This is a genomic window from Collinsella sp. CLA-AA-H302, assembly GCF_040093305.1.
In the GTDB taxonomy this organism is placed as follows: Bacteria; Actinomycetota; Coriobacteriia; order Coriobacteriales; family Coriobacteriaceae; genus Collinsella.
Map to the genome: position 1 here is coordinate 92,439 of NZ_JBBNJW010000002.1, position 25,306 is coordinate 117,744.

The 25,306-nt window shown below is 61.0% G+C and carries 19 protein-coding genes and 1 tRNA gene; 11 read left to right on the top strand and 9 right to left on the bottom strand.

Annotated features, from left to right (window positions below; all coding sequences use genetic code 11):
* Positions 1–53: 53 nt before the first annotated feature.
* The 4 genes from AAAV21_RS01690 to AAAV21_RS01705 form a co-directional block, all read right to left on the bottom strand.
* Positions 54–2,612 carry a homocysteine S-methyltransferase family protein gene (locus AAAV21_RS01690; protein ID WP_349106992.1) on the bottom strand — a complete coding sequence of 853 codons (2,559 nt, stop codon included), beginning with the start codon at positions 2,610–2,612 and terminating at the stop codon, positions 54–56.
* A gap of 9 nt (positions 2,613–2,621) precedes the next feature.
* A complete protein-coding gene (locus AAAV21_RS01695) occupies positions 2,622–3,410 on the bottom strand; it encodes a hypothetical protein (protein WP_349106994.1) in 789 nt (262 codons plus the stop codon).
* Positions 3,410–4,282 (bottom strand): methylenetetrahydrofolate reductase, encoded by an 873-nt coding sequence (locus AAAV21_RS01700; RefSeq protein ID WP_349106996.1) that lies wholly within the window; start codon positions 4,280–4,282, stop codon positions 3,410–3,412. The genes AAAV21_RS01695 and AAAV21_RS01700 overlap by 1 nt, the downstream gene beginning before the upstream one ends.
* 381 nt (positions 4,283–4,663) lie before the next feature.
* Positions 4,664–6,568, bottom strand: a complete 1,905-nt coding sequence (locus AAAV21_RS01705) for a PRD domain-containing protein (RefSeq protein WP_349106998.1) — start codon at positions 6,566–6,568, stop codon at positions 4,664–4,666.
* 243 nt (positions 6,569–6,811) lie between these two features.
* Between AAAV21_RS01705 and AAAV21_RS01710 the strand changes: the two genes are divergently transcribed.
* The 5 genes from AAAV21_RS01710 to AAAV21_RS01730 all read left to right on the top strand — a co-directional run bounded on the left by AAAV21_RS01710 (position 6,812) and on the right by AAAV21_RS01730 (position 12,773).
* Positions 6,812–7,123, top strand: a complete 312-nt coding sequence (locus AAAV21_RS01710; RefSeq protein ID WP_349107000.1) for a PTS sugar transporter subunit IIB — start codon at positions 6,812–6,814, stop codon at positions 7,121–7,123.
* 9 nt (positions 7,124–7,132) lie between these two features.
* Positions 7,133–8,392, top strand: a complete 1,260-nt coding sequence (locus AAAV21_RS01715) for a PTS transporter subunit EIIC (protein ID WP_055251025.1) — start codon at positions 7,133–7,135, stop codon at positions 8,390–8,392.
* Between the two features lie 78 nt (positions 8,393–8,470).
* Positions 8,471–8,821, top strand: coding sequence for a PTS lactose/cellobiose transporter subunit IIA (locus AAAV21_RS01720; RefSeq protein WP_349107001.1), 351 nt, complete (start codon positions 8,471–8,473; stop codon positions 8,819–8,821).
* Positions 8,814–10,253: a glycoside hydrolase family 1 protein gene (locus tag AAAV21_RS01725; RefSeq protein WP_349107002.1), complete on the top strand. Its 1,440-nt coding sequence runs from the start codon at positions 8,814–8,816 to the stop codon at positions 10,251–10,253. Before AAAV21_RS01720 ends, AAAV21_RS01725 begins: the two co-directional genes overlap by 8 nt.
* A 432-nt stretch (positions 10,254–10,685) precedes the next feature.
* Entirely contained in the window at positions 10,686–12,773 is a 2,088-nt protein-coding gene (locus tag AAAV21_RS01730) for a glutamine synthetase III (protein WP_349107004.1), read from the top strand.
* 449 nt (positions 12,774–13,222) lie between these two features.
* Here AAAV21_RS01730 and AAAV21_RS01735 read toward each other — a convergent pair.
* The 4 genes from AAAV21_RS01735 to AAAV21_RS01750 form a co-directional block, all read right to left on the bottom strand.
* Positions 13,223–13,299, bottom strand: a tRNA-Glu gene (locus AAAV21_RS01735).
* Between the two features lie 100 nt (positions 13,300–13,399).
* Entirely contained in the window at positions 13,400–15,577 is a 2,178-nt protein-coding gene (locus AAAV21_RS01740; RefSeq protein ID WP_349107006.1) for a MurT ligase domain-containing protein, read from the bottom strand.
* A 45-nt stretch (positions 15,578–15,622) separates the two neighbouring features.
* Complete coding sequence (locus AAAV21_RS01745; RefSeq protein ID WP_349107008.1) at positions 15,623–16,666, bottom strand: hypothetical protein; 1,044 nt, start codon at positions 16,664–16,666, stop codon at positions 15,623–15,625.
* Positions 16,666–17,742 carry a hypothetical protein gene (locus AAAV21_RS01750; RefSeq protein ID WP_349107011.1) on the bottom strand — a complete coding sequence of 359 codons (1,077 nt, stop codon included), beginning with the start codon at positions 17,740–17,742 and terminating at the stop codon, positions 16,666–16,668. Before AAAV21_RS01750 ends, AAAV21_RS01745 begins: the two co-directional genes overlap by 1 nt.
* A 500-nt stretch (positions 17,743–18,242) precedes the next feature.
* Between AAAV21_RS01750 and AAAV21_RS01755 the strand changes: the two genes are divergently transcribed.
* The 6 genes from AAAV21_RS01755 to AAAV21_RS01780 all read left to right on the top strand — a co-directional run bounded on the left by AAAV21_RS01755 (position 18,243) and on the right by AAAV21_RS01780 (position 24,856).
* On the top strand, positions 18,243–19,466 hold the full coding sequence (locus AAAV21_RS01755; protein ID WP_117583326.1) for an iron-containing alcohol dehydrogenase: 1,224 nt from the start codon (positions 18,243–18,245) through the stop codon (positions 19,464–19,466).
* Positions 19,467–19,549: 83 nt separating this feature from the next.
* Positions 19,550–20,650, top strand: coding sequence for a glycerol dehydrogenase (locus tag AAAV21_RS01760; RefSeq protein ID WP_349107012.1), 1,101 nt, complete (start codon positions 19,550–19,552; stop codon positions 20,648–20,650).
* Between the two features lie 148 nt (positions 20,651–20,798).
* Entirely contained in the window at positions 20,799–21,866 is a 1,068-nt protein-coding gene (locus AAAV21_RS01765) for a glycerol dehydrogenase (protein WP_349107014.1), read from the top strand.
* A gap of 150 nt (positions 21,867–22,016) precedes the next feature.
* The gene (locus tag AAAV21_RS01770; protein WP_349107017.1) at positions 22,017–23,270 is read left to right on the top strand and encodes a 4Fe-4S binding protein; all 1,254 of its coding nucleotides are present in this window, start codon (positions 22,017–22,019) and stop codon (positions 23,268–23,270) included.
* A gap of 114 nt (positions 23,271–23,384) precedes the next feature.
* Complete coding sequence (gene ychF, locus AAAV21_RS01775) at positions 23,385–24,461, top strand: redox-regulated ATPase YchF (RefSeq protein WP_349107018.1); 1,077 nt, start codon at positions 23,385–23,387, stop codon at positions 24,459–24,461.
* A gap of 11 nt (positions 24,462–24,472) precedes the next feature.
* Complete coding sequence (locus AAAV21_RS01780; RefSeq protein WP_349107020.1) at positions 24,473–24,856, top strand: DUF1648 domain-containing protein; 384 nt, start codon at positions 24,473–24,475, stop codon at positions 24,854–24,856.
* A 9-nt stretch (positions 24,857–24,865) separates the two neighbouring features.
* Here the strand turns inward: AAAV21_RS01780 and AAAV21_RS01785 are convergent, their stop codons facing one another.
* Complete coding sequence (locus AAAV21_RS01785) at positions 24,866–25,255, bottom strand: hypothetical protein (protein ID WP_349107022.1); 390 nt, start codon at positions 25,253–25,255, stop codon at positions 24,866–24,868.
* Positions 25,256–25,306 lie beyond the last annotated feature (51 nt).

Genomic DNA, 25,306 nt, shown 5'->3' on the forward strand with positions numbered 1-25,306 from the left:
ACGTGCCAAGTGGCGCGTGCGGCACGTTTTGGTGCTCGGTTGTTTCCGTTGTGTTACTGCCCAAAGACCTCTTCGGCGATGCGCGCGCTTTCGGCGGCATCCTTGGCGTAGTAGTCCGCGCCGATCTGCTTGGCGTATTCGGGGGTGAGCACGGCGCCGCCTACGATGATCTTGACGCCCGGCACCTCGGTATGGAGCAGCTTGATGGTCTCCTCCATGGCGACGACCGTGGTGGTCATAAGCGCCGAGAGGCCGACGAGTTTGATATCGCGCTCCTTGACGGTCTTGAGTACCTCCTGCGGATCGACGTCGCGGCCAAGGTCAAAGACGGTGTAGCCGTAGTTGTCGAGCAGCATTTTGACGATATTCTTGCCAATATCGTGGATGTCGCCCTTGACGGTGGCCACGCAGATCTTGCCCTTGTCGGCAATCTCGCCGGCGGGCATCAGGCGCTTGATGGTGTCGAAGCCCACGCGTGCGGCTTCGGCCGAGGCCATGAGCTGCGGCAAGAAGAACTTGCCCTGGTCAAAGAGGACGCCAACCTCGTCGAGAGCGGGGATAAAGTGATTGTTGATGAGGTCCATGGCGTCGTGGTCTGCCAGCAGACGCTCGGTCTCGGCAGCGATCTCGCCTTTGCGGCCCGAAACAACCATGTGGCGGATGGGGTCGTCGTTGCCGTCGGTGCCGGTGGTGCCTGCGGCAGGCGCGGCATCGGTCGATGTGGCCTGAGCTGCTGCCGGGTTGGCGGCGATCTTGTACGGATCGGTCCAGCCGGCATAGCGCTCGATGTATCCGGTCGAGCCCTCGTCCTCAACGCTCAGGACGCGATAGCTGTAGACGGTGTCCATAAAGCGCTTGGAGCCCGGGTTCATGATGGGGGCGTCCAAGCCCGCGCCGAAGGCGGCGGCCAAAAAGACCGAGCCCAGCAGTGGGCGGGCGGGCAGGCCAAAGCTGATGTTCGACACGCCAAGCGCGCATTTGACGCCCAGACGCTCCTTGCACAGGGACATGGCGCGCAGGATCTGCTCGGCCTGGCGCTGGTTGGTCGAGGCGGTCATGACCAGGCAGTCGATGAGGATACGGTCCGGGCCGATGCCGTAGCGGGCGGCCTCGGCCACGATGCGCTCGGCGATGGCGAAGCGGGCCTCGGCGGTATCGGGGATGCCGCCTTCGTCGAGCGTGAGGCCGACGACGTTGGTGCCGTAGTGGGCGACCAGCGGAAAGATTTCATCCATGATCTGCTGTTTGCCATTGACGGAGTTGATGATGGGCTTGCCGGCATAGCGGCGTACGGCGGCCTCGACAGCGGCGGGATCGGTGGAGTCGATCTGCAACGGCAGCAGCGTGGAGCCCTGGAGCTGCTCGGTCGCCTGTTGAATGATCTTAACCTCGTCGATCTCGGGCAGCCCCACGTTGACGTCCAGGATGTCGGCGCCCTGTTCCTGCTGGCTGATGCCCTGGCTCACGACGTAGTCCAGGTCGCCGTCGCGCAGGGCCTGCTGCAGGCGCTTTTTGCCGGTGGGATTGATGCGCTCGCCGATGACGGCGATCTTGTGGCCGTCGCTGGGAAGGTCCACGACCGTTTGGGCGCTCGTGACCGACATGCTGGGCTTGCGGCGGCGCGTGCTGGGCGTGTGGTTATCGATAAGCGTGCGCAAAGCGGCCATGTGCGCCGGCGTGGTGCCGCAGCAGCCGCCCACGACGCTCACGCCGTCCTCAATCATGCCAGCGACGGCCTCGGCGTATTCGGGTGCCTGGATATCAAAGACGGTGTTTCCGTCATCGTCCACGCGGGGCAGTCCCGCATTGGCCTGCACCATAACGGGCTTGTCCGTAACGGTGAGCATACGCGCGGCGAGTCCTCGGAGCTCGGCCGGGCCCTGGCTGCAGTTGATGCCCAAAACGTCGGCGCCGATGGCGTCGAGGGTGATGGCGGCGACCTCGGGGCTCGTGCCCAAGAAGGTGCGTCCGTCTTCCTCAAAGGTCATGGTGGCAAAGACGGGCAGGTCGGAGTTCTCGCGGCAGGCGAGGACGGCCGCCTTGATCTCGGCAAGGTCGGTCATAGTCTCGATAATAAAGAGGTCCACACCCGCGGCGACGCCAGAGCGCACCTCCTCGGCAAAGAGGTCGTAGGCCTCGTCGAAGCTGAGGGTACCCAAGGGGCGCAGCAGCGCGCCGATGGGGCCGATATCGCCGGCGACGTAGTGGGCACCGGCTGCACGGGCGCAGGCGACAGCGGCGGCAAAGACATCTGCCACGGTGGCGGTACCGTCGAGCTTGTGGGCGTTGGCACCAAAGGTGTTGGCGGTGATCACGTCGCAGCCGGCCTCGACGTACTGTCGCTGAATGTCGGTAATGACCTGGGGTTCCTCAAAGTTGAGCAGCTCGGGCAGGGCGCCCGCCTTCATGCCAGCGGCCTGCAGCATGGTGCCCATGCCGCCGTCGAACAGCAGGTGTCCCGTGCCCTCGATGGCCGCACGCAGGCGATCGTCCTTAATGCGCAGATCGTCGATCGTGCGCGCCTTGTACGTGGCACCGTTGCGACGTGCGGCATCAACGGGTGCCGCCAATGCAGTGCCGTCAGAATCATGAGTGATAAGCGGAGTAAACATTGAGGGCTCCTAATGGCTGGAATAGCAGGTGGTGTGGGCGGCGCGGAAGCGGCAGTGCTCGCGCATGCGGCAGATATTGCAGGTGGGGCGGGTCTGGGCGTCGTGGACTTCGCCGTCGAACAGACCGATCACCGCGGTCACGCTTTTGGTGGGCATGAGCAGGCTGGTGGGCGTGACGGTAAGCCCGATGAGCCGCGTGGCGTTGAGCGCATTGACGATCGAGCGCTGGGCCGAGAGCGGGCAGTCGCCGTAGCCGGGACTAAAGCGCCAGTTGCCGGCGAGTCCGTGTGCGGCGGCCGCAGCCTTAACCTGCTGGTCCATCTGCTCGACGGCGGCTTCTACATAGGCAGAGCATGCGGCGTCGAGCACGGCTCCCTCTAGGGGCTGCTGGGCTCCCGTGGTGCGCAGACGACGCTCGGCGTCCATGCCGAGGGTGCAGGCCATCAGCGCGGCCATGCGGGCGTCCTTGAGATGTCGATAGATGTCGCGACCGCGCAGCTCAACGTTGGTGCCGACCAGACGGATGCAAGGCTCTCCCTGCTCGTCCACGCCCGTGGCATCGACGGTAAACACGCGCCGCACGCCGCGGGGCTCAATGTCCAGCTCAAGGCGCTCGACCACAAGCTCAATACGTCGTGACAGCTCGGGCTCAATCTGCTGGCCGCCGTAACCCAGATACCGCAGCATCTCGGCACGGTCGACACGGGGATGGTACGCAGCATCGACACGGTAAAGCGCCGGCGACGCAAGGTCGGCCGGCACTTCGACAGTGGTTGTATCGATGTGCGGTTTTTCCATTACCCCAGGCGCTCCATAATGGTCGCGGCGATCGCAGGACGATTCATAGTGTACAGGTGCAGACCGGCGGCGCCGTGCTCCTTGAGGTCGCAAAGCTGACGGGCGGCATAATCTACACCGGCTGCCTGCAGGCTCTCGGGGTCGTTCTCGTACTTGGCGAGAATCTTGATGACGGGGGAGGGCAGCGACGCACCGCACATAAAGACCATGCGGCTGATTTGCGACTTGCCCATAAACGGCATGATGCCCGCGGTAATCGGCACGGTGATGCCCGCCTTGTCGGCAAGCTCGCGGAAGCGGTAGAAGCACTCGTTATCAAAAAAGAGCTGCGTCACGAAGAAGCTCGCACCGGCATCCTGTTTTTGCTTGAGGTATTCGACCGAAGCGTTGAGGTCCTCGCAGGCAATGTGGCCCTCGGGGTAGGCTGCGGCACCCACACAAAAGCCGGCGTCGACGAGCTCGGGGATGAGGTCGCGGGCGTAGGCGTAGTCGGAGGCGGGCTTGTCGTCCTCGGTCGCGCCAGCGGGCAGATCACCGCGCAGGGCCAGGATGTTTTCTACGCCGGCGGAGCGGTATTCGTCGATCTTGGCGGCGATATCGGCGTGCGAGCGGCCCACGCAGGTGAGGTGCGCCACCGAGGGCGTATTGAATTCGCTCGTAATCATATGCGCGATGGGGGCGGTGGTGGCGCCATTGCCCGAGCCGCCGGCAGAGCAGGTGACCGAGACAAAGCTCGGCGAAAGCTTGCACAGATTGCCTGCCACTTCGCGAGCCGTGTCGAGGGTCAGCTCGCCCTTGGGCGGGAACATCTCAAACGAAACGGGTGCGGTGCCCTGGGATGCTGCCTGCTTAAAAACCTCGTCGACGCGCATATCGTGCTCCTTTAGATATTTAGTGCGATGTATTGTAAGGATTCTACAGCACCACTACGCCACGGTGGAGTTTTACTCGCTATTTGGGAATAGCAATCGAAGATGCTTCGCTATCGGCATTTCCTATAACAACGTAGCTCATTTGAGACCGGGCTTTTCCCATCAACCAGGTACCTGGGGCAGTTCATTTTGGACGGGGCTTTTGGCTGGTATTGCGAGCGCTGTCTGGTGCGGTTAGAGCGGTCCCGTTTCCCTGAGCCGGCTCGGGCTACGCGGTTGCGTGCTCCGAGGATGCGAGGTGCGCCATGACCAAGCGTACGCTCAAGAACCGCGCCGTCGATACGCAGCAGGTATCCGCCGAGCGGGAAGGTTGCTGTAAGCCTAATTGGCCAGGCTGGCGAGCGCGTCGACGAAGGCTTCGTATGACGTGCATTCCAAAAGTCGGCGTATGTTGGCGGGTTCGATGAGAGAGCCCGCCACGCGGTCGAATACCGTGTTGAACGACGAGCGCTCCGCCGGGCTAAAGCACAGCATGAGAACGAGGTTGACCTGCGTATCCTGCCATTGGATGGGCTTTTTGGAGATGAGCACGGAAATGCGGGAATGCTTGCCGACGAGTCCCACGGTATGGGGCATGGCAAATGCCCCCATGGCAGTCGAGGACATTTCCTCGCGTTCAAATACCTTGTCGATATAGGGCCTATCCGCAAAACCGCTGTCGACCAGGCCGCGCCCCATGTGTTCGATGCAGGCGGCGCGGTCGGAAAGATCGTCCCGAACCTCAAAGAGCACAGGATCGATGAGCTCGTGCAGCAGGTCTTTGAACGCGGAGCGCTTACGTGCGTCCAAGATGCCCTCGATCTTGCTTCTGAGGTTTGCGATGTCGGTGCTTGAGGGCACGGGGGCGATCTGGAGCGTTGGGACTTGGAGCACGCTCTGGATGGGCGAGATGCAGATGACGAGGTCGTCGGGGCAGTCCGTAAGCTCCGCCTCGTCTGTCGCGATGCGCGTGACCATGAGCTGCTCGCCAAAACGCCCAGCGAGCTGTTCGACAAGGCGTGGCCCCATATCGTAATAGGAGGGGCAGAAAATGGTTGCCTTAGCCTTGGCGTCAGCTTCGCGCTGGGTGCCGACGGCGCTGCCAAGGTGCAAGGCGATATACGCGATCTCGTCGTCGTTGATCGTGACGCCAAGATCGTTGGTGATGGTCGATGCGAGTGCGACGGCGGCGTCGTAGATAAGGGGGCAACCGGTTTTGACGCTTTCGGTAAGCGGGTTGCGCGAGGGCTTTTGGGTGCGCGCCCGGACAAGGAGACCTCGCACATGCAGGCCAAAGCGCACAAGAAAGCCCCGATCAGAAAGGTCGATGCCATAGAGCTCATTGAATTGCGCGGTGAGCTTTTCGACGAGCGCCATGCAGTCCGTGCCGATAAGCTCCGCAAGGTTGCTTTCGGTTGCCGAACGGTAGTCGATATCGGTCGAACGCGCCATGATGAGCAGGGTGAGCTCGCGAAGCTCTTCTGCGGGAAACTCAATCGAGAGGGAAGCCCCCAGGGCGTCCGCGAGCTCGCAGGCGATGGTGCGGTCCTCCTCCGGTAGGTCCGCGGTATTGCCGGCATCGAGACTCTCGGACCTGCGGATGCGATCGATTGAGATTGCGAGGTGCAGCAGCAGGTCCGAAAGCGCATAGTCGTTGATAAAGCGATGGTGGCGATAGAGCGTGTCGCTCACCAGTTGTTGAACGGACTTGATGTCGATATCGGGAAAGGCCCGTGAGAGCGCGCCGGTACCCATGAAGCCGTTGTTTGTCTCTTGCCGAAGCATGCCCGAGAGGAGCTTGCGCTTGTTGCGCTCCGTTCCGTTGAGGGAGATGCGGTCTCGGTGGGTAACGAGCTCAAGGTCGTTGCGCGCGAGGGTACGCTTGGCGCGCGCGAGGTCCGTTTTGAGCGTCGACATGCTTACCGACATCTCGTCACATAGGTCCCACAGGTCGATGGGGTCGCCATCGGGCTGCACGATCAGATGGTTGACGATGTAGTCGCTGCGTTCCTTTGAGGAGCCGAAGCGCTCTCCGTCGTCCGTCTTGAGGACGTCTGCCGCAAGGTTGCGGTCGATTGTGTAGCCGACAGGCGTTGAGGTGAGGATTCCTGGGCATGAGGTGTTGATCTCGCGCACATAGGTCCTGACGCTTCGCACACTCACATCGAGCGTCTCGGCGAGTGTCGCGGCCGTCTGCGGCGAGTTGCTGACAAGACTGCGGATAAGCTGATGATGTACCGCCCTCACGATAGCTCCTTCTACCTTGATTTCCTGCGTCTCATATTCCGTCAAATTGCAAAGGCGGGCAAGTGAGGACTTGCATGCAGGGGGTGAATCGGGACCGATACGCGCGTTTCACAACGGGTGTGCAAAACGCAAGATGCGTTCTTGCGCGCAACGGGGTAGGGTTGAAGCGTCAAAAGGCAAGGGCCCTTGCAACGACACAAAACAGAAATCACGCGGACAAGCGTGGCAAGAAAGGATACGACCATGTCTAAGCTCAACGTTCTGCTCGTATGCGGCTCGGGTGCAAGCTCTGGCTTTATGGCTGCCAATATGCGCAAGGTGATCAAGGAGCGCGGCCTCGATATCGCGGTGACCGCCCGCAGCGAAAGCGAGATCGAGAACTATATCGACGAGATCGATGCCCTTATGGTCGGTCCGCACCTCGCCTACATCCTCGACGACATCGATGAGTACACGCAGGGCGCTGATGTGAAGGTGATCCTTATGAAGGCGGAGTACTACTCAAAGCTCGACGGCGCCGCCGCGCTCGACGACCTGCTCAGCAATATCGGCTAGGAGGATCGGATGAAAAAGCTGCTCGACTGGATGGAATCCAGCTTCACCCCCATGATGAACAAGATCAACCACAACGTTTGGGTGATCACGCTCAAGGACTCTATCAACCAGACCATGCCCCTGATCTTTCTGGGCTCGATCTTCTCGCTGCTGAGCATTCCAGGGTCTGCCTTTGGATGGGAATGGTGGCCGCAGTTTGGCCAGCTCACCAACTGGACCATGGGTCTGATCTCGCTTATGATGGCGTTTCTCATCCCCTTTAACTTTATGGAGAAGAGCCGCCTGCGCAAATCGCGCATCATCGCCGGTATCAGCGGCGTCATCCTCTTTTGCATCTGCATCACGCCGCGCCTGCAGGCCGATGAGGCAATCGGCTTTGCCCATAGCGCCTTCGGCGCGGGCGGAATGTTTGCAGCCATCGTCTGCGGCATTATCACGGGCCTGATTCTCAGGGCGTTTGGCAAGTTCTCGTTCTTTAGCGAGGAGTCCTCGCTTCCCGATTTCATCCGCGCCTGGTTTGACCAGATGCTGCCCTTGGGCACCATCGTGCTGCTCGGTTGGATCGTCGTGCTCAACCTCGGGTTTGACCTGTACAACACGGTTCTGATGATCTTCATGCCACTGCAGAACTTCGTCGAGACCTGGTGGGGCTTTGCGCTGTTCAACCTGATCGGAACCATCTTCTACGCCATGGGCATCTCCGCTTGGATCCTCACACCTATCACCACGCCGCTCAGGCTTGCGGGCATCGAGGCCAACATGACTGCGGGTGCCGCCAACGTCTTCACGAGCTCGTTCAACTACTCGTATCTGACGATCGGCGGCGTGGGGTGCACGCTCGGTCTTTCGCTGATGCTCTTCCTCTCGCGCTCCAAGCGTCTCAAGGCGCTCGGTAAAGCCGTCGTGGTCCCGGCGTTGTTCAACATCAACGAACCCACGGTCTTTGGCGCGATCGTCTGGAACCCGATCCTCATGCTCCCCATGTGCATCAACACGGTGCTTGCGAGCCTGATCTCGTTCTTCTTCACCAAGATCGTGCTGTTTGCCCCCGTGCCCAAGATTTTGTTCCAGCTGTGGTATTGCCCGCTTCCCATCAGCACCTGGCTTGCCACCGAGGGCTCCATCCAGGCCGTGCTTCTGTGCGTGCTGATCTTTGTGGTGACGACGCTCGTGTGGTACCCGTTCTTCAAGGTGTACGAGAAGCAGGTTCTTGCCGAGGAAGCCGCAGAGGCCGGCGACAAGGACGCCCTCGATTCCGCAGAGGCATAAGCGGACGGTACGTATTGTTTTCTGGGCAGGCGTGGCGCGACGCCCTGTCTGCCCTGCTCAAGTAAGGAATGTTACATCATGACTGACGATAAGATCCAGGCAGCAATGTCCATCGTGCTCAACGCCGGCGACGCCCGCCTTGCAAACAAAGACGCGCTCGAGGCTATGGCCCAGTGGGACTTTGCTGCTGCCGAGGACAAGATGAAGCTCGCGCACGAGAAGATCACCGCCGCCCACAAAACGCAGACCGATGCGATCCAGGAGGAGGCCGCCGGCGGGGAGCAGGAGTACTCGCTGCTGTTCACCCACGCCCAAGATCACCTGATGACGGTCAACTCCGAAATCGTGATCACCAAGCAGATCCTCAAGATCTGCAGGAGCCTCGATGCCCGCCTGAGCGCGCTTGAGGGAGGGGAGAGCCATGCATAAGGTTCCCCGCACGTTTCCCGAGGGCTTTTTGTGGGGCGGCGCCGTTGCCGCCAACCAGTGCGAGGGCGCATGGGACGTCGACGGCAAGGCCCCGAGCGTGGCGGATATCAACGAGTTTCGCGACGATATCCCCATCGGTGAGAAGCACAACCGCGAGATCACCACGACGTTTATCAAGGAAGCACTCGAGAGCGAGGACCGCATCTTCCCCAAGCGCGAGGGTATCGATTTTTACCATACCTACCCTGAGGACCTTGAGCTGCTTGCCGATATGGGGCTCAACACCTTTAGGACCTCGATCGCGTGGTCGCGCATCTTCCCCAACGGCGACGATGCGGAGCCCAACGAGGAAGGCCTTGCGTTCTACGACCGGCTCTTTGACAAGATGATCGAGCTCGGCATGGAGCCGATGGTCACGCTCTCGCATTACGAGATGCCCATCAACCTTACCCTCTCCTATACGGGCTGGTACTCGCGCGAGACGATCGATTGCTTTGAGCGCTACTGCAAGGTCGTGTTTGACCGATATGCCGGCAAGGTCAAGTACTGGATTCTGGTCAACCAGATCAACCTGATCGAGCATGAGTCCTTTAACCATCTGGGCGTTGCCGAGGACAAGGTCGACGATCTGCCTTCTGCAAAGTACCAGGCGGTCATGAACGAGATGGTTGCATGCGGTCGCGCGACGCGCTATGCCCACGAGCACCATCCCGAGATGCAGATCGGCATGATGCTCTGCGGTGGTCCCTCGTATGCAGCTTCGTGCAAGCCCGAGGACGCGCTCGCGACGCTGCGCTTCAACCAGATGCAGTTCTTCTTCTCGGATGTGCTGCTGCGCGGCGAGGTTCCCGGATCCGCATACCGCTTTTGGGAGGACAACGGCATCAAGGTCCAGATCTCCGACCAGGATATCGAGGACCTGCGCAACACGGCCGATTTCTGCACGTTCTCCTACTACTACGTGCGCGTGGTGAGCAAGGAATCGTTTGAGGACGGTTACGACGCCAAGCGCAACAAGGAGCTGCCGGCGAATCCGTGGGGCTGGTGCATCGACCCCCTCGGCCTGCGTTTTACGCTCAACGCGTACTGGGATCGCTACCGCAAGCCCATCTACATTACCGAGAACGGCGTGGGCTGCTACGACACGCTCGAGGAGGACGGGACCGTTCACGACCCGTATCGTGTCGACTTCTACCGTGCGCACCTTGAGCAGGTGCGCGAGGCCATCGCGGACGGAGTCGACGTGCGCGGCTACTACGCTTGGGGCCCCATCGACATCGTGAGCTGCTCGAGCTCCGAGATGTCCAAGCGCTACGGCTTTATCTACGTCGATCGCGATGACTACGGCCACGGTACCGGCAAGCGCGTCCTCAAGGACAGCTACTACTGGGCCAAGCACGTGATCGAGACTAACGGAGCCGACCTGGATTAATTTGGTGGCCCATGCTATTGCGGCGCCGCGGCTGTCACGAGATCGGTATCTGGAAAGACGGCGTCTGCCTGTAGCGGCAAACGGGTTCGCATAGGGCGCTGTTGATCATGGCCCCGTCGGGTGTGTTCCCGGCGGGGCCATTTTAGCTACCTCGACCGTCAGTCAGGCAAAACGCTAGCGCTGGCAGCCGAGGCAGCTAAAATAGCCCCGTCTCAAATAGCTACCCTTTAACCATGCGGGGAGGTCTGCAATTTATACAGTTCATTGGCTGTTAAGGGTGGCAATACTGCCGCGATGCGGTAACCTCATTGATTGGTTTCGCGACAGCAACACAACGGTAATGTCGCGGAAACACGGCGAGCCTAAGCTATGACTCGTTCGTTAGTAATCAACACCGCTTCTCACGCGGTGCCGATACGAAGGGAGTTCCGTATGGCCGAACTTACTGACCGCTTCGGGACCATGGTGTTCTCTGAGGAAGTCATGAAGGACTACCTCCCCAAGGACATTTGGAAGCGCCTTGCTGCAACCCTCGAGGATGGTGAGCCGCTCGACCTGGATGTGGCCAACGCCGTTGCCCACGCCATGAAGGTCTGGGCCATCTCCAAGGGCGCGACGCACTACGCACACTGGTTCCAGCCGCTTTCGGGCATTACTTCCGAGAAGCACGACAGCTTCCTCGAGCCCAACCACGACGGCACCGCCATTACCAAGTTTACGGGCAAGAACCTCATCCAGGGCGAGCCTGATGCCTCGAGCTTCCCCAACGGCGGCCTGCGTGCCACCTTCGAGGCCCGTGGCTACACCGCTTGGGATCCCACCAGCCCCGCATTCATTAAGGACGATGTCCTGTGCATCCCCACGGCTTTCTGCTCCTACACGGGCGAGGCCCTGGACAAGAAGACCCCGCTGCTGCGCTCCATGACCGCGCTCTCGCGTGAGTCCAAGCGTGTGCTGGCACTCTTTGGCAAGACCCCCAAGAAGGTCGTTCCTTCCGTGGGCGACGAGCAGGAGTACTTCCTGATCAAGAAGGATGCCTACCGCAAGCGCAAGGACCTGGTCATCACCGGCCGCACGCTCTTTGGCGCCGCTCCCTGCAAGGGCCAGGAGCTCGAGGAGCACTACTTTGGCGCAATCCGTCCCACCGTCTCGTCCTATATGAAGGACCTGGACAACGAGCTGTGGGCGCTCGGCATTCCCGCCAAGACCAAGCACAACGAGGTTGCTCCCTGCCAGCATGAGCTCGCCCCCGTCTATGGCGAGGTCAACGAAGCCATCGACCAGAACCTGGTCATGATGGAGAAGATGAAGCTCATCGCCTCCCGCCATGACCTGGTCTGCCTGCTGCACGAGAAGCCCTTCGAGGGCATCAACGGTTCGGGCAAGCACAACAACTGGTCGCTTGGCACCGAGTCCGAGAACCTGCTCGACCCGGGCGACACCCCGCTCGACAACCTGCAGTTCATCGTCTTCCTCACCGCGGTGATCGAGGCCGTCGATAACTATCAGGAACTCCTGCGTGCCTCTGTTGCCTCGGCCGGCAACGATCATCGTCTGGGCGCCAACGAGGCTCCTCCGGCGATTATGTCCATCTTCCTGGGCGACCAGCTTACCGAGGTCGTCGAGAAGATCATTGATGGCAAGGCTTCCGTTCATGCCACGCGCGGTGTGCTTGACCTGGGCGCCGATACCCTGCCCAAGCTGATGCAGGACAACACTGACCGCAACCGCACCTCCCCGTTTGCTTTCACCGGCAACAAGTTTGAGTTCCGCGCTTGCGGCTCCGAGCAGAACGTCTCCGACTCCAACCTGGTACTCGATGCCGCCGTGGCCAAGTCGCTCAAGTCCTTCGCCGACGCACTCGAGGGTACGCCCGAGGATAAGTTCCAGGACGCCGCGCTCGAGTACTGCAAGAAGGTGCTGACCGATCACCAGCGTATCCTGTTCTCCGGCGACGGTTACTCCGACGAGTGGCCCATCGAGGCCGAGAAGCGCGGCCTTGCCAACAACAAGACCACGGCCGACGCGCTTCCCGCCTTTGTTTCCGATAAGGCTATCGCGCTCTTTGAGGAGACGGGCGTCCTGACCCGCGCCGAGGCACAGTGCCGCTACGACTGTAAGCTCGAGAAGTACAACAAGCTCATGAACATCGAGGCCACCACGATGGTTCGCGAGGCGCGTCGTACCTATCGCCCGGTCATTACCGCCTATGCCACCAAGGTCGCTAAGGGCCTTGAGACTATTCGTGCCGCCGGTGCTGAGGCTGCCATGCAGTGCGAGCAGAACACGCTCAACAAGCTCTGCAACGGTATCACCGCCATCAACGACTCCATCAAGGCGCTCGACGCCGTGCATCAGAAGGCCGAGGCCCTCGATGGCCAGGAGCAGGCCAATGTGTATGCACACGAGGTCGTTCCCGCTATGGATACGCTGCGCGCCGCCGTGGATGCCATGGAGGAGATCGTGGCAGCCGACTACTGGCCGGTCCCGACCTACGACGACATCCTGTTCTACGTGTAGAGCGTAACCGACATATCGTCACGGTATTGAGCCGGGGTCCGCATCGCGCGGGCCTCGGCTTTTTATTTGCGAGGGACGCTTTGGAGTCCGTTTTGCAACTGATTCGCCCACGCAATAAGGGGTCGTGGGCAAAAAACGTCAAATATGAGTACTGTCACAAGCCCTGTAGCATTATTTTTTTTGCAAAAAATGCAGTATTACGCAACATATGTCCAAGTACTTAGCTGATGAACGCCTGCAATTCCTCCGCCGTAGGACGCCTGGTGTCCAAATTGCCTTCTGATGGCATGAAATCGCTGTTACTAAATTGGTAACAGTACTCATATTTGCCATTTTTTGCCCACGGTCCATCGGGAGATGCCGGGATCCGCACCCTGTCGGGTTCGAATCCCGGCACATGGGTAGCAAAAAGCCCGTCACCGCGGGGGTAACGGGCTTCTTAATTTAAATGGTGCCCCCAGCGGGATTCGAACCCGCGATATCCACCTTGAAAGGGTGGCGTCCTTGGCCGCTAGACGATGGGGACAGCGGGAAAGAGTATAGCAGACTTTTTTGCCGGCGCGTATATCGTTGGCAAACTGGAAAACCACCACAAAGGTGCCTGTCCCTTTGTGGTGGTTGGGGCGTTAGGGGAGGAGCTTCATCGCGGCGTCGTGGGCGGCGTGCTCGTAGGTGTCGTCGAGGGGTTTGAGCGGCAGCAGGGCGGCGGCCTGTGCGTCGCCACGGCGCTCAAGGGCGTGGGCGATGAGCCAGTCGGCGAGCTCGGGGTTCTTGGGTAGCGCTGGTCCGTGCAGGTACGTGCCGATGACTCCCTTGTAGATCAGACCCTCAAAGCCATCGTCGCCGTTGTTGCCGGTGCCCACGACGACGGACGTTCCGAGCGGCGTGGCCTCTGCATCGAGCAGGGTGCGGCCGCCGTGGTTCTCGAATCCCACAAAGGGCTCGGGTGCCAGGTCGGTCTTGACGGCGACGTTGCCGATCAGGCGATCGGAGCCGCGCACGGTTTCGGCGGCAACGACGCCCAGGCCATCGATGCGATTCTCGCCCATATAGTACGAACGGCCGAGCAGCTGATAGCTGCCGCAGATAGCGAGCAGCGAGCCACCGTCCTCAACATAGGCTGCGACCTTGTCTTTTTGAGCGAACAGTTCGTGTGCCACGGCCAGCTGGTCGCGGTCGGAGCCACCGCCCATCATGACGATGTCGGCGTCGGTGAGATCGAGCGTCTCGCCCATACGGACTTCGTCCACGCGCACGGGAATGCCACGCCAGGCGCAGCGGTGCTCGAGGGCAATGACGTTGCCGCCGTCGCCGTAGAGGTTGAGGGCATCGGGGTACAGATAGACGATGCGCAGGGGGCGCGAGAGCTCGACCGGCACAATGTCGGTGGGGACAGCGCTGCCATCGGCGCGCGTTACGGCGTGGGAGGCAACCGAGCTCGCATCGGTGCCCTTAAGCTCGTCGAGCTCCTTGACCAGCGGCGGGAAGGCCGTGTAGTTGGCGACGGCGTAGAACGTATCGCCAGCCTCCTCGTCTGCCGCGGCGCCGATCGCCTGCTCGATATTCGAGATGATGGCGGCGTCGATGCCGGCGTACTTCAGGCGTACCTGCATATCGTGCGCGCGCGTACCCCCGACAAAGGCGATAAGCCCTGGGGTATCGGCGATGCGCTCGAAGTCGACGTCGTAGATCCACGAGACATCGTGGCCGTCGGCGTCGTTGTCGTTCAGGAAGAAGGCGCAGAGCCTGCCGCCTGCCGTTTTAATGGACTGGATCTGGCGATCGAAGCCCACGGGATTTTTGGCCAGGTTCGCCTCGACGGTACGGCCGGCGATCTCCCAGCGGCCCATGCGTCCGCCGGCGGGGACGTAGGCATCGAGCGTTGGCTGCAGATGTGCCGCGTCCACGCCCAACTCGCGCGCCGCAAAGAAGGCGGCGGCAACGTTGTAGACCATGTACAGGCCGTTGTAGCGCGTGGCGATGTGCGTTGCGGGCGCTTGTGCTTCGGGTCCAAAGTTCAGGTCAAAGCCGTAGCCGTCGCAGCCGAGTTCCACGCCCGTCACGCGACGGACAAGCCCAGGGCGGGCCCAGCCGCACGAAGGACAATGATAGGCGCCGAGCTGGCCGTACTGCACATAGTCGTATTCCAACGGCGCGTTGCACTGCGAGCAAAAACGCGAGTCGCTAATGCGATCGGACTCGGTGCCCGTGGCACCGTCGATGCCAAAGGCGATGCTCGTGTTGGGGACGCGTGCGGCGATCGAGGCGCACAGCGGATCGTCGGCGTTATAGATGAGCGTCGTTGCCGGCGAAAGCTCCAGCGCGTGGGCGATGACGTCCTGGGTGTGGTCGATCTCGCCGTAGCGGTCCAGCTGGTCGCGGAACAGGTTGAGCAGCACAAAGTAGGTCGGCTTGAGCTTGGGCAGGACGCGCACCGTGTAGAGCTCGTCGCACTCAAAGACGCCTACGCGCTTGCCGCTTCCGGCACGCTTAAGATCGCTGCGGCTCTCGAGCAGGGCGCCCACCACGCCCGGCTCCATGTTGTTTCCGGCACGGTTGCATACCACGGTGGCGCCGCTGGCGGCAACGGCGTCGGCGATGAGGTTGGAGGTGGTGGTCTTGCCGTTGGTGCCGGTGATTACCACGCTGCGGTCGACAAGGTCCGCGAGGTCGCTCAGCAACTCGGGGTCGATCTTCATGGCGATGCGGCCGGGGAGTACGCCGCCCTGGCGCTTAAGGACGGAGCGCAGCCCCCAGCGGGCGATATCGCTCGAGGTGCAGGCGAGAGATGAGCGGAAGTTCATGAAGCCGTTCCTAACGTGAATGACATGGTCGTGACGTTTGCGCCGTTAAAAGCCGTAACGGCGCGCAAATTCCTGGGCAAGCTGCGATACGTCTTCGCAAGCGCTGGCCCAGGGGGCAAAGTCGGGAGTATCCGAGATGATGCCGTCGGCTTCCCAAACTGCCTGATGCGAAAGGTCCCAGGGGTCGTGCGGCTCGGGCCGGCAGGGAAGGTACGGTGTCTGATACGTGGGGTTCAGCAAAAAGAACGCGCCGCCCTCGCAGCGGTTGGCAAACTCGCGCAGCGCGCGTGTGGCCGGGCGCATCTTGTTCGTTTTGAACAGCAAGATCGTGCGGGCGAGCAGGTACCAGGGGGAGTCCTCGAGGACATCGGCCCCCATCTGTTCCTCGAGCTGGTGGGCCAGGGCAAAAAAGCCGTCCTCGTCTTCCAGACGAGCGAGGGCGAGTAGCACGGTGCCTGCAGCTCGGGTGGGATAGCCCTCCGCCTTAAGAACACGGCGAGAATAGTTGGCGGCGGCACGGTAACGAGCGCTCGCCATGCACAGCTGCGAGATGGCCTCGAGCGTGTGGAGCCACCCGATAAGCGCCGGCTCGCTTACGGTGAGATCGGCCGCCGTCACGCCGTCCGTCAAAACCTTGTTGGCCCAGTAGTGTGGGGCCTCCATGTCGAACCCGGGCACGCTTTGCTGCAGGTAATCGGCCGTGGTCGCCTCGAGTTTCATCAGGTCGCCCAGGCAGGCGTCGACGGGCGTGTCCGCCAAAATGATGGCGAGCAGCTGGGCATCGAGGACATACGCATCGATGCGGACGATCTTGAGCAGCTCATCGCGCATGTCGTCGAACAGGCGGTTGCGCGTCTGCTCGAACTCCTCATCGCTGCCCATGTCCTCGATGCGATGGAGCTCGTCGAGCAGGTGGCGGTGGACGCCGGCATAGGACAGCAGCGCTTGGGCATGCTCGGTCTGCGCATACTTATGAGGGCTGACGCTCACATCGTTATGGACAAGCTCGCGTGCTGCATCGGTGAGTTCGGGGTGCGACGCAACGTAGACGCGCTCCAGGTAGGCAGGGATGTAGACGCTCGGATCCATTAGAGGTCTCCTCCCTTAAACGGCAAGCCCTGCTCGGCCGCCCGCAGGATGCGCTCGTCGATCTGGGAACGCACGATGTCGTTGGTGGCGACCCAGGCGGCAAAGCTGGCGTTGTCGGGGGCGCCCAGGCCCTCCTGCAGTACCGGCGTCGCCTCGGACAGCGCAAGGACAAGCTCGTCGGTGGAGCCCACACCCACGTTGACGCGGGCATAGACGCCATCGGGAAACTCGGTTTGGAAGTAGAGCGCCTCGGCTGCGTGCGGGCACGAGCGTGCAAGGATGCGTAAGTAGTGCTCGGCACCCTCGTAGTCCAGCTCGCGCCAGGCAGCGCTCATCAGCGCGATGAGCGTCCACGGGTCCAAGTCGCGCTCCGCGTCCTTGGGACGACGGCGTAGCGGCGTGTTGGCGAGATAGGGGACGGAGTGGGCAGAGCGAAAGCGCTTGAGCTCCTCGGCGGGGTATTCGAGCTTTGCCATGGCAAGCATCGCGGTGTGGCGGACGCCGGCGGGGTCGTTGGGTGCAAAGTCCAGGCTGCGATTCGCGGCATCCAGCGACATACGGTAGCGGCCGCTAATGAGCGCGCGCGATGCCAAGGCGGCAAGCCAGCGCAGGTAGGGACGGCGGGTCAGGTCACCTGCGGCCTCGCGCTCGTAGGGGTCCTGAGCCGAGGCAATCTTGAGTGTCAGATCATGCTCCACCTCGTCGCACTTGGACACCAGATACTGTACGTATTCCTCGTTGGATTCGGCGGTGAGGGCGGTCAGCATGCGCTGGGCATCCCAGTTGGCCGGATCGAGCGCGGCTGCCTCGCGGAGCATGTTCTCGGCTGCGGTCTCTTCTTGCTCTGCCTGGGTGTCGTCAGGGATAAAGGGAATGCGATAGTCGACAGCCTCGACGACCTTGGCAATCAGATGCCCAGCTCGGTCGCGATCGTGCACGATGAGCGGCGCGGGGTTACGGGTGAATTGTTCCATCAGACGCTCTACAGCGGGGCCGTCGGTGAGCGGGATATTGTCGCGGCGCAAGGCCTCAAGAACGAGGCGATGGCAATCCTCTTGTATGGGGTCGAATGCCATGGAGCCTCCTTTGCTGCGGTTAGGGTTCAAATATCTCTATATAACGCTCTAGTTTACCCGCATGTGGCGCGCCGGTGGCGCCACGCTCCGACATGCACCTTTGCACCACGAAGACGGATGTCGCACAAATGTCGGCACCCTGGACGACCGAGTGGTATCACGGTGCCGCAAACGGTCGATTTTTGGCGGCGAACGGGGCGCATTTTGGAGGGGCACAGTCCTGCCCGGGATATGTAGTCAACCTTGATAAAACGTTTGCCCAGCTTGGGAGTATGAATGCCCCACAAGGGTCTTCAGAGATAGAAAAAACGTTTCATCATTGTTGGCTTTCGGTGAATAACTGACCAACCAGAACGGTAAAATAGTGTTTGTCTGAGCGTTGAGACGTTTAGACATCGCGCATTGTCATCGCCGGCAACGCGCAAAACGGTCCTAACGGAGCCAATCGGGTGCTCCGTTATATACGCAAGTCTAAGAGGGGCTTGTTTAGGAGGCACAGTATGGGACGTTTTACCAATCCTCGCGATCTGTACTTTGGTGAGGGCGCTCGCCACGAGGTGAAGAACCTCAAGGGCAAGAAGGCCATCATCGTTTCTGGCGGCAGCTCTATGCGCCGCGGCGGGTTCCTGCAGGACGTTGAGGCCGACCTTAAGGAAGGCGGCTTCGAGGTCAAGCTGTTCGAGGGCGTCGAGTCCGATCCGTCCATCGAGACGGTCATGAAGGGCGCCGAGGCCATGCGCGAGTTCGAGCCCGACTGGATTATCGCCATCGGCGGCGGCTCGCCCATCGATGCCGCTAAGGCCATGTGGGTCTTCTACGAGTATCCCGAGGAGTCCTTCGATAACATCATCCAGCCGTTCAGCTTCCCCGAGCTGCGTCAGAAGGCTCATTTCTGCGCCATCTCCTCTACCTCCGGTACCGCTACCGAGGTCACTGCCTTCTCCGTCATCACCGACTACGCCAAGGGCATCAAGTACCCGCTGGCCGACTTCAACATCACCCCGGATGTCGCCATCGTCGACCCCGAGCTCACCTACACCATGCCTGCTAAGCTTTGCGCTCACACCGGCATGGACGCTCTGACCCACTGCATGGAGGCCTACGTTTCCACCTGCGCTTCTATGTTCACCGATGCCAACGCCCTGCACGGCATCCGCGAGATCGTCGAGTGGCTGCCCAAGTCCTATGCTGGCGACCATGAGGCCCGTCAGCACATGCACGAGGCTCAGTGCATCGCCGGTATCGCCTTCTCCTCGGGTCTGCTCGGCATCGTTCACTCCATGGCTCACAAGACCGGTGCAGCCTTTGAGAACGGCCACATCATCCACGGTGCTGCTAACGCCATGTACCTGGGCAAGGTCATCCAGTGGAACTCCAAGGATCCCCGTGCTGCCGAGCGTTACGCTTACGTGGCCAAGGAGATCCTGCACCTTCCCGGCGAGACCAACGAGGAGCTCATCGCTGCGCTCGTCCAGAAGATCCGCGACCTCAACGACCAGCTCAACATTCCGCAGTCCATCAAGGATTACGCGAATGGCGGCGTGAAGGTCGACGCCGAGAACCCGCAGATGGTTTCCGAGGAGGAGTTCCTCGCCAAGCTGCCCGAGATCGCCGCGAACGCCGAGACCGACGCCTGCACGCCGGAGAACCCGCGTGAGACCAAGGCTGCCGACTTCGAGAAGATCCTCAAGGCCTGCTACTACGACACCGACATCGATTTCTAATCGACTCTTGTTATCGTAACGAGGGGCTCCGCACGTATCTGTACGGAGCCCCTTTCTTTTTTCTTTTAGAGAATGGGATAGTTATGGCTGCAATTTTCAATAGCCCCAGCAAGTACATCCAGGGTCCGGACGAGCTCGCCAAGCTCGGCTCCTATGTCGAGCCGCTCGGCGCTAAGGCCCTCGTCATCGTGACGCCTTCGGGCAAGAAGCGCGTCGGTGCCAAGATCGAGGGCGGTTTTGACGAGGCTAAGGCCGAGCTGCTGTTTGAGGACTTTAACGGCGAGTGCTCCAAGGGCGAGGTCGACCGCCTGGTTGCGCTCGCGCGCGACAACGGCTGCGACATCATCGTCGGCGTCGGTGGCGGCAAGATCCTCGATACCGCTAAGGCCGTTGCCTACTACCTGGAGTCCCCGGTTATCATTTGCCCCACCATCGCCTCGACCGATGCGCCGTGCTCGGCACTTTCGGTGCTCTACACCGACGACGGTCAGTTCGATAAGTACCTGTTCCTTAAGGCAAACCCCAATATCGTTCTTATGGATACGACGGTTATCGCGGCGAGCCCGGTACGCCTGACGGTGGCAGGTATGGGCGACGCGCTCGCAACCTACTTTGAGGCCCAGGCGACGCACGATGCCGACGGTGGCACCTGCGCCGGTGGCAAAGGCGGCATGGCCGGTCTGGCGCTTGCCAAGCTCTGCTACGAGACCCTCATGGCCGATGGCGTCAAGGCCAAGGTCGCGCTGGAGAAGGGTGCGCTCACGCCTGCCGTCGAGCATATCATCGAGGCCAATACGCTGCTTTCGGGCATTGGCTTTGAGAGCTCGGGCCTTGCTGCTGCTCATGCCATCCACAATGGCCTGACGATGCTGTCCGAGTGCCACGGCATGTATCACGGCGAGAAGGTCGCCTTTGGCACCATCGTTCAGCTGGTACTCGAGGATGCTCCGACTGAGAAACTCGAGGAAGTCTTGGGCTTCTGCATTGAGCTGGGCCTGCCGGTCACGATGAAGGAACTTGGCGTTGCCGAGCTTACGCGCGAGCGGGCCATGATTGTTGCCGAGGCCGCCTGCGCGCCCGATGACACCATGTGCAACATGCCGTTTGAGGTGACGCCCGAGATGGTCGCAAACGCCATCCTGGGTGCCGACGCTCTGGGCCACTACTATCTCATGGATGAGTAAATCAAGCTAAGGAAGGGGCAAAGCAAGCAGATGGCTTTGCCCCTTTTTTGCTATGGTGCAAACTAACCTGACCCCATCGCACCAAGCTGGTGCAAGGGGGTCAGGTTACTTTGCACCAATCGTTGTTTGATGAAGGGCGGATTCTCGTATGGCGCTTCCTATGGTTTATGGCGGTCCCGGCCGGTATGTTCAGGGGCCGGGCGAACTTTCGCGTCAGGGCAGGTATTTGTCATGGTTGGGCTGCGCTGCCTATGTCTTGTTTGACCAGGGCACCGAGGATCGGCTGTGCAGGCAGATCGTCGATGGATTTCTGGATGAAGATCTAAGCGAGCCGTTCTTTAAAATTTACAACGGTCCGTGTACGGAAGATGCCGTTGTAGAAATGGCCAAGGAAGCCCGGGCCGAGTATTGCGACATGGTGGTGGGCATTGGCGGCGGCAAGATGCTCGATATCGCAAAGGCCGTTGCGTTTTATGCTGAGCTGCCGTTGTGTGTATGCCCCACGGCGGCCTCAATGGATGGTCCGTGCAGCGCGATTTCGGTGTTGTATCACGAGGACGGGTCGTTCGACCGCTACCTGATGCTCGAGAAGAATCCAGACCTGGTCGTGGTCGATACCAACGTGGTCGCGGCGGCCCCACTGCGTATGACGGTCGCTGGTATGGGCGATGCGCTGGCAACGTACTTCGAGGCGCGTTCGTGCGCCGCGGCGAGAGGTGCGAACGAGCACGGTGGCGCGCCGGGGCACTTGGCACTGGTCGCGGCACGTGCCTGCTACGACACGCTTATGGAATGCGGCGTCGCTGCCAAGCGCGATCTCAAAAAGGGGCGTACATCGCCGGCGGTTGAGCGCCTGATCGAGTGCAACATCCTGCTTTCGGGTGTTGGCTTTGAGAGCGGTGGCTTGGCGTTGGCGCATGCCATCGCCAACGGCCTGACGATTTTGCCCGAGTGCAAGGCTATGCACGGCGAGGCCGTAGCGTTTGGTCTGGTGGTCCAGCTTCGTCTGGAGCGTGCGCCCGAGCTTGAACAGGTGCTCGAGTTTTGTCAGCGCGTCGGTCTGCCGACGACGCTCGAGGAGCTGGGCCTTGGCGAGATTTCCGATGCCGACCTGATGAGCGTTGCGGATGCGGCCTTTAGAAACGAACGCAATATGGCCAACGAGCAGGCCAAGGTAACCAAACAAAAGCTCGTCGAGCTCATGCGCGAGGGATAGTTTGGCGCTTGATTGACCTTGTGCAACCGAGGTGGCGATTGCCATGGGTTAGTTGCCGCAAAGATGCTCCGCGTGTAATTTGCCCGAGGCGTGGGCCGATAGCGTATCATTATCTCTTGCTTGTTTGCACTGCTCAGGGAGGGGCCGCGCATGGCGCAGGAACACGATCTATTTGATGACATTATCGAGATCAGCAAGGGTTTCGACTTTCTTAAAAACCCGCTTGGCGGTGTGACCGACGCACTCGATCCGTCGGCGCCGCAGTGGAATCCTGCCGACTACAAGGAGCGTCCGCGCGGCAACACCATTCCGTGCCTGACTTGTAAAAACGAAAAGACCGGCTGCACCGCGTGCATGGACGTGTGCCCGGTCAACGCTATCGAGGTCGAGGAAGACGCCATCGAGGTCCTCGACTCCTGCCGCAAGTGCGGCCTGTGCGCCGCCGCCTGCCCGACCGAGGCGATCATCTCGCCGCGTCTGGCGCCCAAAAACCTGTACGACGACATTGTCTCGGCGGCTACGAGCCACGAGACCGCCTACGTTACCTGCACGCGTGCCCTTAAGCGCATGCCGCGCGAAAACGAGGTCGTCGTTGCCTGCGTGGGCGATATTACGGCCGAGACCTGGTTCTCAGTACTGGCCGACTATTCCAACGTGAGCGTGTATCTGCCGCTGGGCGTGTGCGATAAATGCCGCAACACCGGTGGCGAGGACATGCTGGGCGAGGCCATCGCTACTGCCGAGGAGTGGGCCGGTACGGGCATGGGCCTGGAGGTCGACCCCAAGAGCCTCAAATGCCATAAGCGCCGCGAGTACGAGCGCAAGGAGTACATGGATAAGATCGCCCGCACCACGGGCCTAACCGTGACTAAGCTCAACCCGGCGACGGCGGCGCTAGCTTCGGTGACACAGAAGCTCAAAGCCCATCGTCATCAGATTACCCAGCTGGAGCGCACACTCAACACCATGTGCGGTACCACGACGACCAAGCGTCGCCGTTCGCTTACGCACGGGCGACAGCTGGTGCTCTCGACGCTGCAAAACCACCCCGAGCTTGCCAAGAACATGCAAGTAAGCACGCCGGAGTGCGATTTTGACAAGTGCACGTCGTGCGGCGAGTGCGTTAACGCGTGCCCCATGTTCGCCTGTGACCTGGTGGGAAGCGGCCGCTTTGCGCTGGAGTCCACGTATTGCTTGGGCTGTGGTGCCTGCGTCAAGGTGTGTCCCGAGCATGCGCTCAAGCTGGTCGAGCACGACGCGTCCAATCTGGTCGTCGTCGATCCCGAAGCCGAGGAAAAGGCCGCCCAGAAGGCGAAGGCTCACGAAGAAGCCCAGAAGGTCAAGGCCGAGGCAAAGGCCAAGCTTGACAAGATGCTCGACCAGGTGGAAAAGCTCGCGGACTAGTCAGCGACCTCTATCTCTGCTTCATTCGTGCCGCCGTGGTGTCCGGATTCGCCCGGATGCTGCGGCGGCGCTATACTTATGCAGTTTGAAATGCTTGTACCAAAAGGAGCTGTCGTGTCCCTTTCCATCGGTATCGTGGGCCTGCCCAACGTGGGCAAGTCGACGCTGTTCACCGCGCTTACCAAAAAGACCGGCCTTGCCGCCAACTACCCGTTCGCCACAATCGACCCCAACGTGGGTATCGTCGATGTGCCCGATGGCCGCCTGCAAAAGCTTGCCGACATCGTCAACCCGGGCCGCATTGTGCCCGCGACGGTCGAGTTTGTCGACATCGCCGGCCTGGTGAAGGGCGCCAACGAGGGCGAGGGCCTGGGCAACCAGTTTTTGGCAAACATCCGCGAGACCGATGCCATCTGCGAGGTCGTGCGCTACTTTAAGGACCCCAACGTCATGCGCGAGGTGGGCCGCACGGGCGAGTTCGTCGATCCCGCAGGTGACGCCGACACCATCATGACCGAGCTTATCCTGGCCGATATGGGCACGCTCGAGAAGCAGCTGCCCAAGCTCGAGAAAGAGGCCAAACGCGACAAGGAGCTCATGCCCAAGTTTGAGGTCGCCAAGCGCCTGCTTGCCTGGCTCAACGAGGGCAAGCGCGCCGCGTCCATGGAGATGACCGACGAGGAGCGCGCCGCCGCCAAGGGCCTGTTCCTGCTCACCATGAAGCCCATCCTGTATGTGGCCAACGTAGACGAGGACATGCTCAACGAGGACCTGGCGCCCATCGACGGCGTCAAGCCGCTGCCCATCTGCGCCAAGATCGAGGCCGAGCTTTCCGAGCTCGATCCCGAGGACGCTGCCGATTACCTGGAGAGCTTGGGCCTGGAGCAGCCCGGCCTGGACGTGCTCGCCCAGGCAGCCTACAAGCTGCTCGGCCTGCAGTCGTTCTTTACGGCTGGCGAGATGGAGGTCAAGGCCTGGACGGTGCGTCAGGGCGCGACCGCCCCGCAGGCCGCTGGTGTCATTCACACTGACTTTGAGCGCGGCTTTATTAAAGCCGAGGTCATTGGCTACGACGACTACATCGAGCTCGGTGGCGAGCAGGGCGCCAAGGCTGCCGGTAAGCTGCGCATCGAGGGCAAAGAGTATGTCATGGCCGATGGTGACGTCGTGCACTTCCGTTTTAACGTGTAAGGACGGCGCGCATGTTCAAATATGGCAAAAAGGCCGGCTGCATGGGCATCGTGCTGCTGGTGCTTGCGGTGCTTCCGCTGGTGGTTGCGGCGTTTGTTCTCCCCAACATTGGTCCCGAGGTGGCAACGAAGTTTAACGCGGCCGGCGAGGTGACGCGCTGGGGCAAGAGCTACGAGCTGCTGGCGCTGCCGGTGCTCAACCTGCTACTGAGCGTGGCGACGTACTTTACGGCGGGACGCCAGGCCAAGAACAATGATGACTCCGCCGCCATGGCGCGCATCGTGTGCGAGCGCTACCTGCGAAACGGCTGCATCACGGGCGTGTTCCTCAACGTGATCAACGTTTACTTTATGTACTCGGCGATTACCGGAACGGGCTTTGGCCTTGGTTTCTAGCTTGCCCTTTTAGGCAACGAGCCTGCACGCATATTCAATGGCTGCTGCGAGGCCGCCGCTCGATCGTGGTTTAAAGACCATATCGGCGGCGGCCTCGTTTTCGTATCCGGCGCCGCGAAGGGTGAGCGCGATACCGGCTTCCAGGAGAAGGGGCAGACCGCGTTGGCTGGTTGCGATTACGGCAGCCTGATTGAGCGAGCAGCTATGCGCTTGGCATTGGATGGCAAGTTCACCTTGCGCCGGGCAAGGGACCAGAACGGCGGCGACGCGACTTGATAGCAATGCAAATGCTGTGCGCTCATCGGGCGAAAGGCGTTCAGCTTCAACGACGACGAGCTTGGGCGGTGCGCTGTTTGTGCGAAGCGTAGTTCGGTGCATGCGGACCGAAGAACCCGACATAGAAAACTCCTGTGTATTCGGCAAAACGTAAACTATAGTTTACGTTTTTGT